General features: G+C 63.9%; 10 protein-coding genes. 6 read left to right on the top strand and 4 right to left on the bottom strand.

Annotation, left to right across the window (positions count from 1 at the left end):
• Window positions 1-108 precede the first annotated feature (108 nt).
• On the top strand, window positions 109-1,500 hold the full coding sequence (locus tag M2267_RS14035; RefSeq protein ID WP_429115051.1) for a TolC family outer membrane protein: 1,392 nt from the start codon (window positions 109-111) through the stop codon (window positions 1,498-1,500).
• 72 nt (window positions 1,501-1,572) lie between these two features.
• Here M2267_RS14035 and M2267_RS14030 read toward each other — a convergent pair whose 3' ends face one another.
• Window positions 1,573-2,022 (bottom strand): GFA family protein, encoded by a 450-nt coding sequence (locus tag M2267_RS14030; protein WP_429115050.1) that lies wholly within the window; start codon window positions 2,020-2,022, stop codon window positions 1,573-1,575.
• Between the two features lie 203 nt (window positions 2,023-2,225).
• Between M2267_RS14030 and M2267_RS14025 the strand changes: the two genes are divergently transcribed.
• Window positions 2,226-2,618, top strand: a complete 393-nt coding sequence (locus M2267_RS14025; RefSeq protein ID WP_052201579.1) for a winged helix-turn-helix transcriptional regulator — start codon at window positions 2,226-2,228, stop codon at window positions 2,616-2,618.
• A gap of 157 nt (window positions 2,619-2,775) precedes the next feature.
• Here the strand turns inward: M2267_RS14025 and M2267_RS14020 are convergent, their stop codons facing one another.
• On the bottom strand, window positions 2,776-3,075 hold the full coding sequence (locus tag M2267_RS14020) for a PRC-barrel domain-containing protein (protein WP_043612058.1): 300 nt from the start codon (window positions 3,073-3,075) through the stop codon (window positions 2,776-2,778).
• A gap of 138 nt (window positions 3,076-3,213) precedes the next feature.
• Window positions 3,214-4,236, bottom strand: a complete 1,023-nt coding sequence (locus M2267_RS14015) for a LacI family DNA-binding transcriptional regulator (protein ID WP_429115049.1) — start codon at window positions 4,234-4,236, stop codon at window positions 3,214-3,216.
• 162 nt (window positions 4,237-4,398) lie between these two features.
• Here M2267_RS14015 and M2267_RS14010 point away from each other — a divergent pair, with 162 nt between their 5' ends.
• The 4 genes from M2267_RS14010 (at window position 4,399) to M2267_RS13995 (ending at window position 8,732) form a co-directional block, all read left to right on the top strand.
• Entirely contained in the window at window positions 4,399-5,925 is a 1,527-nt protein-coding gene (locus M2267_RS14010; RefSeq protein WP_043612053.1) for a sugar ABC transporter ATP-binding protein, read from the top strand.
• A 73-nt stretch (window positions 5,926-5,998) separates the two neighbouring features.
• On the top strand, window positions 5,999-7,009 hold the full coding sequence (locus M2267_RS14005) for an ABC transporter permease (RefSeq protein WP_043612051.1): 1,011 nt from the start codon (window positions 5,999-6,001) through the stop codon (window positions 7,007-7,009).
• 63 nt (window positions 7,010-7,072) lie between these two features.
• Window positions 7,073-8,026, top strand: a complete 954-nt coding sequence (locus M2267_RS14000) for a substrate-binding domain-containing protein (RefSeq protein WP_429115048.1) — start codon at window positions 7,073-7,075, stop codon at window positions 8,024-8,026.
• 205 nt (window positions 8,027-8,231) lie between these two features.
• Window positions 8,232-8,732, top strand: coding sequence for an NUDIX hydrolase (locus M2267_RS13995; protein WP_197067094.1), 501 nt, complete (start codon window positions 8,232-8,234; stop codon window positions 8,730-8,732).
• Here the strand turns inward: M2267_RS13995 and M2267_RS13990 are convergent, their stop codons facing one another.
• Window positions 8,733-12,743 carry an AAA family ATPase gene (locus M2267_RS13990; protein WP_429115047.1) on the bottom strand — a complete coding sequence of 1,337 codons (4,011 nt, stop codon included), beginning with the start codon at window positions 12,741-12,743 and terminating at the stop codon, window positions 8,733-8,735.
• Window positions 12,744-12,791: the final 48 nt, after the last annotated feature.

Below are 12,791 nucleotides of genomic sequence, written 5' to 3'. Positions count from 1 at the left end.
CGCGGCGGCACGATATTTTTTTCGCGACGGGTCCGGCGGCGACAAATTCAAGCGGTGCCATCCCTGCCGATCCCGTCGGCCAAACGCCACTCGGTTGCTCGCCATCCCTTGACGCCGCCCGACGAGCGTCTGCGTGCCCTCGATCCGGATTGTCTCGCCTGCTGGCGGGCGATCCGGCGTCCCAACGGAGATTCCTGTTCGATGAAACGAATACTGGTGGCCCTGGTTGCAATGATTGCGCCGATTGCCATGGCTGAGGCTCATGCCGAGCCGCTTTCAAGTGCCCTGGCGAAGGCTTACCGCAACAACCCGACTCTCAATGCAGCGCGCGCCGGAGCACGGGCGAGCGCGTACGACATCGACATCGCCCGGTCGGCGATGCATCCGAAAATCACCTGGCGGAGTGGGATCGGCTACGATTCGAGCGCGGCCACCAATCGCGGCACGTTTGGCATCGTCCTCGACCAGACGCTCTTCGACGGACTGCAGACGACCAACAATGTTGAGGTCAACAAGGCGCGGCAGCGCGCCGCCGAGGAGAACACGCGCAACACTGAGCAAAACATCCTGTTCGAGGCGACCGAGGCCTATATGGACGTGGTGCTGGCGCGCCGCATCGTTGTGCTGCGCAAGCAGGACCTCGATTTCCTCAAGGAACTCAAGCGATCCGAGATCGCCCGCCACCAGGCCGGCGAACGCACCCGAACGAACATCGCGCAGGCCGAGGCGCGCCGCGCCGCGGCCGAGGCGGAACTCAGCCTCGCCCATGCCGAAGCCAAGCGCGTCCAGGCGACCTACAGGCAGATCATCGGCGACGAACCGGGCAAGCTCACGGGCGGAAAGGTCCCCGTGAAAATGCTGCCCGCCAACCTCGATAAGGCGCTGGCGATCGCCGCCAAGCAGCATCCCGCCCTTCTGGCGAAACGGCACCTCGCCGAAGGCGCCATGTTCAATGTCGCCGTCAGCGAGGGAAAGCTCCTGCCTACCGTCAAGGGTGCGATCGGGATCGGCAGAGGTGAACGCAACAGCGCGATCGACGCAATGGCGTTCGATGGATCGGCGACCGAGCAAAAGGCGGGCATCGAACTCAAGGTACCCATCTATCAGAGAGGGAAGGTGGAGGCCGAGATACGGCGCTCGAAGGAAGACCTTGGCAAATCGAACTTCACCGTCGACGTTCAGCACGCCGAAGTTCAGGCGAAGGCGGCCTCTGCCTGGGCGCAATACCAGGCAGCGCTTGCGACCGTGTCCGCCAACCGGGCATCCGTCAAGGCGGCAACAATGGCCAAGGACGGCATGATGGCAGAACAAGCAATCGGCCAGCGCACCCTTCTCGACGTGCTCCAAGCCCAAGCTGAATTGATCAAGGTCCAGGTAAAACTCGCCAATGCCGAGCGCGATACGGTGGTCGGAGGTTACCGAATCCTCTCCGCCATCGGCAAACTCGGCGCCAAGGACTTAGGGCTTGTGGCCCGACGGGCGGATACCGAGACGCGCTGAGCGGCTCGCCGATGTTACGCCGCGGCCCCGGCCGCGGCGGACGGGCTGGACGCTTCTTTCTTAACCGGCCGCCTATCCAAATGTCTCGATACCCTCTGTCAGATCATACCAGCTGTGCCGGCGCGAGGCCCAGAAGATGGCGGCCGGTGGCGGGAAGTCCGGATCTGCAAAGCAGCCCGCTGAGATCACCACCGCGTCCGCCAGTGCCTCCGCCTCCATGTAGACGAGCGTTCCGCATGTCGGGCAGAAGGTCTGGTCCACCCAGCGGCCGGCGTCGCTGCCGCGTCGCCACACCCGGCGTTCCCCTTCGATGGCGATGGACGCCCTGGAATATCGGGCGCGGTAAGCGAAGCCCGATCCCGTCGCGCGCTGGCATTCCAGGCACGCGCAGGCGTAGACGCGGGCAGGGGCGCCGCTCACGGTCACCTTCAGGCCACCGCAGGCACAGCTTGCCGTTCTCTTGCCGGCGCGTTCCGTGTCCTGCAGCCGTCCATTGTCTTGCAGGTGATCGCTTGTGGTCATGGGGCATACTTCGCCAAGACCGCGAGTTGCGGATAACTTGCTGCAAATATCCGGGCGCGCGCGGGGCCACCGCCGCCTGCAACACCTATATTGATCATGAACGACAACTCCGATTGAAAGCTGCCGTCTAATAGGAGCGGTTTTCGGAGCCTGTAAATTACGCACTTTAAAGTAAGCGGTAAGCCGGAAGTGGAGCATGGCGCGTGAAACGGTTGCAGCAGGATGAATGTGGCTTTGCATCGGCGTTGAATGCCATCGGCGGCAAATGGAAGACGCTCATATTGTGGGAGGTCAACATTGAGCCGCGCCGGTTCGGCGAATTGCGACGGCTCCTCCCGGGGATCAGTGAAAAGGTGCTGACGCAGCAACTTCGCGAAATGGAAGCCGATTGCCTGGTTCGCCGCGAGGTTTTCCCGGGCGCCGTCCAAAGGGTCGAGTATTCGGTGACGGAGTTTGGCAAGACCCTCAACGACGCGGTCACGGTCCTGTCGACGTGGGGCAAGGAACATGAGGCAAGGCTTGCCGCAAAGGGCGAAGGACGCGGCGACGTCGGGTCGCGGATCCTCGCCGACGATGAGACTGTTATCGTTGCGTAATGAGGAAGGTCGGTTCCCGCGGAGGCCGCGCTGCGGGATGGAGTGTCCTGCCGTATGCGGCGGCCGGGGATGCATTTGACCGCCGCCGCACTCTCTGTGCAACTCCACAGGCTGGAAAGCTCAGGTCTCCCTGCCAGGCCTCTGTGTAAGAACCACGCTACGAGTCGTAATGCTCGGGCATTTCCTTCAGTTGATCCTTGGTCCACGTCGTCACGGCGTGGACGTCGCCGTCTTCGTCACGCATGAAATCGAGATCGGCAAGCGGCACGGCAACGGGTTTTGCGCCGATGCCCAGGAAGCCGCCGACGTCGATGATGACGGTGCTCGCCGTGCCGACGCCGTGGATGTGGTCGACCGTGCCGACCTTATCGTCGTCCGCTCCGTAAACGGTCGCCCCTTCCAAAATCGCCGGCGTCAGTTCGGTTGCTGCGAGGCGTACGTGACCAGTATGATCCATCTTCGTTGCTCCTTTGACTTCACACGGGGAGAACCGATTTGAGCGCAAACGGTTCCATCGCGACGTTACATGCGCGGGGGCAGTGGATCATCGTCGGAAGCCCGGGCAGCCGTTTTCAGAACGGATGGGAATGTCGCGTCATCGCCGTGCCGGCGGCGGGCCGACGGAGTTGCGGATCACCAGGTCGGGTCGCAGCAGGATTTCGGTTTCGGAGGCTGCGCGGTCCGAGAGCAACTCCAGAAGCAGCGCCATCGCGTGCTTGCCGATGGCGGTGCGGGGCTGGCGTATGGTCGTCAGCGAAGGCGTCATGAAACTTGCTTGCGGGACATCATCAAAGCCGGTGACGGAAAAGTCGTCGGGGATGTCGTAGCCGCGGGCGCGCAGGCCAAGCGTCACGCCAAGCGCGGTCTGGTCGTTGACGCACATGAAGGCGGTCGGCAGGTCGTCGCGCATGAACAGCTGCTCGAGCGCCAGCCTGCCGCTTTCCACGGTGCCGTCGCCTTCCATGATCAGGCGCCGATTGATGGCGACATCGGCTGCCGCAAGCCCGGCTTCATATCCCTGCCGCCGCCGACCATAGGCGAGGCGAGTGTTGGAATCGCCGATGAAGGCGATCCGCCGATGCCCTTCGGAGATGAGCAGGTCGACGACCTTACGCGCGCCCTCGACGTCATCGACCCCGACATAGGGGATGCCACCGTTGAAGACCGGCTCGAAGACGCCGACCGTCGGCGGCAGGCGGGCCGTCAGCGTCTGATGGCCAAAGGGAAGGATACCCGTAAACAGGATCATGCCCGCGGCCTGGTTGGAATTGAAGAACTTCAGATATTCGAGGCCACGCTGGGCGTCGTTCTGCGTATGGCCGATCAGCACGCCGTAACCATGGGCGCGCGCTTCGTTTTCGAGACCCACCAGAATGCTGGAGAAGTTCGGATCGCCGATATCGGGCGCGACCACGAGGATCATGTTCGAGCGGCCGAGCCGCAGGCTGCGCGCCATCGCATTGGGCGTGTAGCCGGTGATCGCGATCGCCTGGTTGACCTTGAGGCGCGTCGATTTGGCAACCTTTTCCGGCATGTGGATGGCCCGCGATACGGTCGCGATCGACACCTCGGCGATGCGTGCGACGTCTTCAATGGTTGCGGGCTGGGAATTGGACACGCTTGGCCTCGGGATTTGCTGCGTGGACGTTACACAGGTTCGCCCGACGGTCAAACGAAGAAGCCAAAAAAATTGTCGAGCAAGCATGATGTAAACCTTTACATCGGCGAGTGTAAAGGTTTACATCATTGAAATAGCGGTGGAGGCCGCAGGGAGGGGATAATGAGCACGGAGCATGTCGACGGGGCTCCCGTCGTGCTGTCGGCGCGCCGCATCAGCAAGTCGTTCAGCGGCGTGCAGGTGCTTTTCAGCGTCGATTTCGAGCTTCGCCAGGGCGAGATTCATGCGCTCATGGGCGAGAACGGCGCTGGCAAATCCACGCTGGTGAAGATCCTGTCGGGCTTCGAGCAGCCGACATCGGGAGAGATCCTTCTCGACGGCAAGTCGACGAAGCTGCCGGCCAATGGCGCGGCCGAAGCACTCGGCATCGTCATCATCCACCAGGAATTCAATCTCGCCGAACATCTGACCGTCACCGAGAGCCTGTTTCTCGGCCGCGAGGTAACCCGTTTCGGCGTGCTCGATCGCAAGTTCATGCGCGCCGAGACCCGTCGTGTGCTCGATCTCCTCGGTTCGCATGTCGATGAGAGCGCGATGATCGGGTCGCTGTCGATCGCTGAGAAGCAGATGGTCGAGATCGCCAAGGCCATCAGCCGCGATGCGCGCGTCGTGTTCATGGACGAGCCGACGGCCGTGCTGTCGCGCGAGGAGACGAACTTCCTGTTCCGATTGGTGCGCAAGCTGCGCGACAAGGGAACGAGCTTCGTCTTCGTGTCGCACAAGCTCGACGAGGTGATGGAACTGACCGATCGCGTGACGGTGCTGCGCGACGGCCAGTGGATCAAGACGTCGCCGACATCCATTCTCGATGGCGAGGCGATTGCCCAGCTGATGGTCGGGCGCGAACTGTCGAGCCTCTATCCTGCCAAGAACGAGCCCGACGTCGACGAAGAGGTGGTTCTGCGGGTCGATGCCATTTCGACCGGCTATGTTCGCGACGCAAGCTTCGATGTCCGTCGCGGCGAAGTCCTTGGCTTTTCCGGCATGATCGGCTCGGGCCGGACGGAGCTGATGGAGGCGATTGTCGGCTTGCGTGCGCGCACGGCCGGCGAGGTGCTGGTTCGCGGTGAGCCTGTGCCATCCGGCGACGTGCATGCGGCCAACAAGGCCGGTCTTGCCTATATGACCAAGGACCGCAAGGCCAAGGGTCTGCTGCTCAATGCCGGCATGATGGCGAACCTGACGCTGCAATCGCTCGGCCGTCATAGCCGTCTTGGCTATCTCGACCCCGGCAGCGAAGAGGCGGCCCTGGTCAAGGCGCGCCGTCGATTCGACATTCGCGTGCGGGACGACAGGATCGTTGCCGGGCGCATGTCCGGCGGCAACCAGCAGAAGCTGCTTCTCGCCAAGGTCATGGAAACCGACCCGAGCATCATCATCATCGATGAGCCGACGCGGGGCATCGACGTCGGCACGAAACAGCAGATCTATCATTTCATTTCCGCGCTCGCCCGGGACGGTCGCTCGATCATCGTCGTCTCCTCGGAAATGCCGGAGATCATCGGTCTTTGCAGTCGCGTTGCGGTCATGCGGGAGGGCCATATCGCCGGCATTCTCGAAGGCGACGAGATCTCCGAACAGGAGATCATGCGTTACGCCGCAGGTTTGAAGAAAAAGACGGCGGCTTGAGCCGCGCCAACGGCGCGGCCGCCGGCAACGACAACAACAAGAATCCCGACAGATGGGGGAGGTTCGATTGGACATGAGCGTGAACCAGGAAGGCAGCCAGGAAGCCATCCGCCGCCGCAGCTGGCGTGACATCGATCTGAGGGCCGTGGCGCCGTTCGTTGCGCTGGCGTTGCTTCTCCTGGTCGGCGCGCTGGTCAATCCCAACTTCATCAGCATTACCAACCTTGCCAATGTCGCGACCCGAAGCGCCTTCATAGCCATTATCGCGGTCGGCGCGACCTTCGTGATTTCATCCGGGGATCTCGACCTTTCCGTTGGCGCTATGGTCGCCTTCATCGCCAGCCTGATGATCCTGTTCATGAACTCCGGCGTCATCGCCGATCCGGTGCTCATGCTCCTGGCGGCAATCCTCTTTGCCATCGTCGCCGGTGCACTCTGTGGCCTCACCAACGGTCTGATCACGACCGTCGGCAAGATCGAGCCCTTCATCGCCACACTCGGCACCATGGGCATCTATCGCGGGCTGACGACCTGGCTCTCGCAGGGCGGCGCCATCACGCTCAAGGAACCTGAGCTTCAGGAAATGTATCGGCCGGCCTATTTCGGCACGATCGCCGGCGTGCCGGTTCCGATCGTCGTCATCCTTGCGGTGACTGCTGTTGCCGCCTTTATACTCTACCGTACGCGCTACGGCCGCCACGTCGTTGCCGTCGGCTCCAACCGCGACGTTGCCCGCTATTCGGGCATCTCCGTCAATCGCGTGCGCACCATCGCCTTCGTCATTCAAGGGCTCTGTGTGGCGGTCGCCGTTCTCCTCTACGTGCCGCGCCTCGGCTCGACTTCGGCGACGACAGGCATTTTGTGGGAGCTGCAGGCGATCACCGCCGTCGTTGTCGGCGGCACGGCGCTCAAAGGCGGTGCGGGCCGCGTCTGGGGCACGATCTGCGGCGCGTTCATCCTCGAGTTGGTCGGCAACATCATGCTGCTCTCCAACTTCATCAGCGAATACCTGATCGGTGCCATCCAGGGCGCGATCATCATCATTGCGATGCTCGTCCAGCGCTCGCTGGTGCGGAAGTCGTGAGACGGCCGGGCCTACAGGTCTCCCGGCCTTGAACAGGCTGACCTGAAATTTGGGAGGAACTTAATGAACAAGAAGCTATTCGGCCTGACCATTGCGGCGATGACCGCCTTTGCCGGCGTGTCGCACGCGCAGGAGGAAAAGAAGGTAACCATCGGCGTGTCGATCCCGGCTGCCGACCATGGCTGGACGGCCGGCGTGGTGTTCCATGCCGAACGGGTCGCCAAGATCCTGATGGAGCGCAATCCCGGCCTGAACGTCATCGTCAAGACCTCGCCGGATCCGGCAAGCCAGGCCAACGCCGTGCAGGATCTGGAGACGCAGGGGATCGACGCGCTCGTCATCCTGCCGACCGATCCGGATCCGCTGGTCAACGCCATCAAGGAAGTGAAGGGCAAGGGGACCTTCGTCGCCCTCGTCGACCGTGCGCCGAGCGTCAACGACAACTCGGTGCGTGACCTCTACGTTGCCGGCAACAACCCGGCGCTTGGCCAGGTCGCCGGCGAATACATCAAGGCTACGACGCCGGAAGCTGAAGTCGTCGTCATCCGCGGCCTGCCGATCCCGATCGACCAGCAGCGCCAGGACGGCTTCGACAAGGGCATCGAAGGCTCCAAGGTCAAGGTTCTCGACCGTCAGTACGGCAACTGGAACCGCGACGACGCCTTCAAGGTCATGCAGGATTACCTGACCAAGTACCCGAAGATCGATGTTGTCTGGTGCCAGGACGACGACATGGCCGTCGGCGTGCTGCAGGCGATCGAGCAGGCCAAGCGCACCGACATCCAGTATGTCGTCGCCGGCGCAGGCTCGAAGGAAATGATCAAGAAGGTCATGGACGGCGACAAGATGATCCCGGTCGACGTGCTCTATCCGCCGGCAATGGTCGGTACGGCACTCGAAATGACCGTCGCCAACTTCTACGGCCAGGTTCCGGTTCGCGGCGTCTACACGATCGATGCAACGCTCGTGACCAAGGACAACGCGAAGGACTTCTACTTCCCGGATTCGCCGTTCTGATAAAGCTTCGATGCGAAGGCGGCCCGCGATTTGCGGGCCGTCATCAGCTTCGCAAACCCTGAAAACATTGCCTCGCGGACGGCTGTCTTTCCGGCCGTTTAATTGCATTAGCGTCCTGTTGAATTTCACCCTCACTGGTCATAAAACTGTCACATAGCCGCCTGACCCTCACTTGGCCTCCAGTCAGTTCAATATGTGAACGATGATGCAAACATCCGCTGTGTCACGTCTGTCATCTGACGCGATTACCGTTTCCGACTCAGAGCCGGACGTCGTCGACCAGGCCGGTGCGATCTGCTTTCGCAAGGAAGCGGATGGGGACCGGTTTGAAGTGCTGCTCATTTGCGGCCGCACCACCGGGCTCTGGGGCATTCCCAAAGGGCACCTGGAATATGGCGAAGACACCCTTGGCGCTGCCGTCCGGGAAGCGTTCGAAGAGGCTGGCGTCATCGGGACGGCGTTGAACGACGAAATCGGCGGCTACACCTACAGCAAGGTCGGCAAGGCGGCCGTCTATCACGTCCAGGTTCACCTGATCGCCGTCGCGTCGATGGCGCCCGACTTTCCGGAAAAGGGTGCGCGCACGATGCGGTGGGTGCCGGCATCCCTGGCGGCGTCGCTTGTCGGGCAGCCCGGCCTTAGAACCCTCCTCACCGAGCGGCTGGGCGAGCTTGGAGACGACAACCTCGCGCGTTGCGCCGGCTAGTCACGTCCGGTCCCGCCTGCGGCGCAGTTCGGCGGCGATCATGGCCTCGTCGCGCCGAAGACTGAGGTGCTGCGCGGCCGCCATGCCGTCCTTCCACACGGACATCGCGCCCGTCTCCTTGCCCTCCAGCCAGAGTGATACGCCCGACCAAAGCGCAAGCTGCGGCGCGCCGATCGGGAAAGCTCGGGCATAACGTTTGAGCTCGCGCAGCGCCTGGCCCTCCCAGCGCGGCCATTCCTCGTAAGCATGGGCGAGCCCGGCTTCCCGGCCGCGCAAGAAAACCTCGGCGGCGCCGGAGATGCCGACCAAGGTACTGTGGGACGAGGGCCGGCGCATCAATTTTACCAGTTGCAAGGTTTCGGCGGCCGCCTGGACACTCTCCGCATGCCGCCCCGTGCGCGCGAGCGCGAGCGCCAGCGCGCCCTTCGCCGATATCTGCGCCGCCAGATCGACCGATCCGAGCATCGCCGAGCCGATCAGCCGGAGAATGTCGACGGCCTCGCGCGGCTGATCCGTGTGCAGCACGCACAACGCCTTGCAGCGCAACGCCCAGATTTCCTGCTGGATGTTGCCGGCATTCTGCGCGCGCGAGAGGAGGGCGGTCGTCGTTGGTTCGAGCGCGGCCTGCTCGCCGCGATAATAGAGCGACCAGAAGCGCATGCCCTGGGCATTGCACCACCGCAATTGATCGCCGGCCCTAAGGCAGAACTGCTGGCCCTGCTCCAGCCTTGCGTCCACCCCCGCCCATTCGCCGCACCCGAGCTGCCAGAGCGCGTCGAGATTGCAGACATGCGCATGGATGGCGGTGTCTGCCAGCTCGGTTGCGATCCGCTCGGCCCTTTCCATGAAATAGCGGCACCCCGAGCGCCAGCCCATCATCCCGAAGCCGCAGCCGAGCTGCGAGGCGGCAACCGCCATTTCGATCGTCCGTCCGGTCCGTTCCGCGCGCGCCACCGCGCCGACGAGATTGCACATTCCGCGGGTGAAGCGCAGCTCGAAGTAATCCACCAGCGCTGCCTGATTCAGGCAACGCGCCATTTCCCTCTCCCAGGACAACCGGTCCTCGCGGTGGGCAAGCTTCGCCGTTTCGGGCAGCATCTGCTGCACCGCAAGCCGCAGGCTGCGGGCGGCAAGCCGCATCAGGGTCGCGGACGAAGAGACAGGGACCGGTTGGCCGGCCGCCTTCAGCGCGTTCCTGACGGCAATGCCTTGCGCGTGAATGTCGCCGCGGCTGTAGTGTGCCTCGGCCAGCTTGCGCCGCCAGCGAACCGCCTGCAGCCGCTGTTCCGGCGTCCAGTCCTGCGGCTTCGGCTCGTGCGCCATGCAGATGCCGAGAAAGGACTCGACCTCCCGGAAGGCGCCGACCTGCAGGGCCCTGGCCGCCGCCAGATCCGCATATTTTACGACCTTCTCCTTGTTGTCGGCCGCCTCGAAATGCTGGACGAGAACGGCCAGATCCCCACCCATCGCCTCGATGCGGCTGCGCTCCAGCCAGTGGGCGAGCGATGCGTGGAGACGGCTGCGCAGGTCGCCCGGCATCGATCCGTAGACCACGTCGCGCGTCTGGTCGTGGCGGAACTCGTAGCTTCCGGCTTGACCGAGCCGGCGCACCAGGTGGGCATCGACCAGCCTTTCGACGGCGGAGCCGAGCCCTTCTGCGTTCAGCTCGTCCTTCAGCAACGCCTCCAGCTCAGCGAAAGTGAACGAACGCCCAATGACGGCCGCCGCCTTGATCACGTCCTGCGATATCGAGTCGAGGCGATCGACCCGCTCCCGGATGACGCGCTCGACGCCCTCGAAATACTGCAGGTCCTCAAGCGGGCGGATCGAGCGCCAGAGGCCGTCGCGCACGGCGATCAGGCCCTCGCTCTTTAGCGTCAGCGCGATCTCCTCGGCAAAGAAGGGGTTGCCTCCGGCAAGGGCGGCGACCCTGCGCGCGAGTTCCTGTTGCGGCGGCACCTCGCCAAGGGTGCGCGATACGAGTTCGCAAACGGTACCATCGTCGAGTTCTTCAAGTTCGAGGATGCGGTAGCGCCGGGCCGGCTCCTCGGCCTCGGTCCCGGTCTCGCCTGCCGCCTCGACCCGTCGCCGCAATTGCTTCAGATCCTCGGGCACCTCTTCGGAGCGCACGCAAAGCACCAGCAACAGCGACGGCACGGAGCCGAGAACCCATTCGACCAGTCGCCAGGAGGCGGAATCGAGCCACTGGCTGTCTTCGAGTACGAGGGCGAACGGGCGAGGCGCCAGGACGCCGAGGATATCACCGAGCAGGCGCATGGTCGCATCGGCGCGGTGGGCGCCTTCCAGGTGGCGCGTTCCCTCGTTCTGCTCGATCTCCATCGCCAGCAGGTCGTTGAGGAGGGGCAGGCGGTCGGCGATCCATGACGCCGGGCGGATGCGCGCGGTGATGCTTTCGAGCAGGACGAGGCCATCGCTTTCGGCGGGCAGTCCCAAAAGCGTCTCAAGGACGCGCCGCCAGGCCAGAAGCGAGCTTCGCCGGTCGTCCCGTTCGGCAAGCGTCACGGCGATCGCAACGCCGGCTGCGTGAAGATTGTCGGTAAAGGTGGCCGCCAGCCTGCTCTTGCCGATGCCCGGTTCGCCCAGGATGACGACAAGGCGGCTCGAACCGCCGCGCGTCTCCTCGAAAGCATGCTGCAGGAAGGCAAGTTCCCGCTCGCGGCCGATCAGCGTTGTTGCGGGCAGGGCCCGCGACCGCGGTTCGAGGGGACGAAAGACGGGCGCCACGTCGCCCAGCCCCGCCAATTGGACGGTTCCGCGTTGCTCGAAATCGAAGGACGTCCGGCTTGCCCTTTCGGTCGGCGCATCGCACAGCACATCATTGGAGACGGTCGTGACGAGGCGCGCGGCGCGATTGACCGGCGTGCCGAGAACCATCAGCTGCCGACGGCGCGCGCTGCCGACGACGCGAAACAGGGCCTCGCCTGTCGCCACGCCGACGGAGACGGCAAGCCCCATCTCCGCGATGTGGCGACCGATGGCGCGGGCGGCATCCACGGCGCGGGCGGGGTCGTCGCGGTGAAACGTCCCGCGTGTCCCGAAAACACAGAGATAGACGAGCCCCTTGTCGTCGAAGAGCAGCTCGCCCGGCGGGCCGCCGCAGCGGTGCGAAATCGCCTGAAGCGTGGCGCAGAGGTTCTGGTGCTGGACGAGCGCCTGGGCATCCTGGTGCTGGAGACCGATGATCCGCACGAAAACGACGGACACCGGGCGGATCTCCGCAAGCGTGTCGAGCCGCGCATCGCGATGGAGATTGCCTTCGGCCGATGTTCTGAGGGATGGGGGTTCTATTGCCGGCTTCGTCGGCGAGGGGCCAAGCAGTTCCTGAAGCTGCATCGGAAGGAACGCGACGAGCCATTCGTGCGCGATTAGCGCGTGCGCTGGTGCGACGACGGGCGCACGCGTTTCGTCGTCATCAGTCAGCGTCTTTGCCGCCTCTGGCGACAGAACGACTTCCCAGCGGTGGGCGAGTGTCTGTGCGCTTGCAGCCTGGACGACGGCATCGCCCCCGGCGACAAGGTTCCATACCGGCTGGCCGCCGATGGCCGCTGCCCAGAGTTGCCCGGCGCCGATACCGATATGCAGCGTCGGTCCGATTTCGCCTGCGCCCGGGTCTCGCCGCTCGCGGCTCTCCTTGCAGATAGCCTCGGCGCACTCGGCCGCATTTTTGACCGCGCGGGCCAGACCCGTTTCGTCGGCGGGCCAATAGCCCAGCAGCGAGTCGCCCGCAAAGAGGAGGACTTCGCCGCCGCGGTCGCAGATATGGTCGGCACAGCGCGCATAGGAAAGACCGAGCAGCTTCGGGATCTGCACCAGCCCTTCCTTGCCGCGTCGCGCCAGTTGCTCGACGAGGGCCGTATAGCGCGACACGTCGACAAAGATCACGGCGGCCGGAAACTCGACCGCCGCCGGCCGCTCTCCGTCAGAGCCGTAAAGTCGGCCAAGCAGGTTCAGCGGCAAAAACCCTTCGAGCGATTTTGCGACCGTCTCCATGTTTCCTTCGCGCGGTGATTGATCACGAAATGCGCGAAATAGGGGCTC

This window comes from Ensifer sp. KUDG1 (genome assembly GCF_050434285.1).
In the GTDB taxonomy this organism is placed as follows: Bacteria; Pseudomonadota; Alphaproteobacteria; order Rhizobiales; family Rhizobiaceae; genus Ensifer.
The sequence above is the reverse complement of the archived record's forward strand: the minus strand, read 5'-3'. Positions and strand labels throughout refer to the sequence as shown.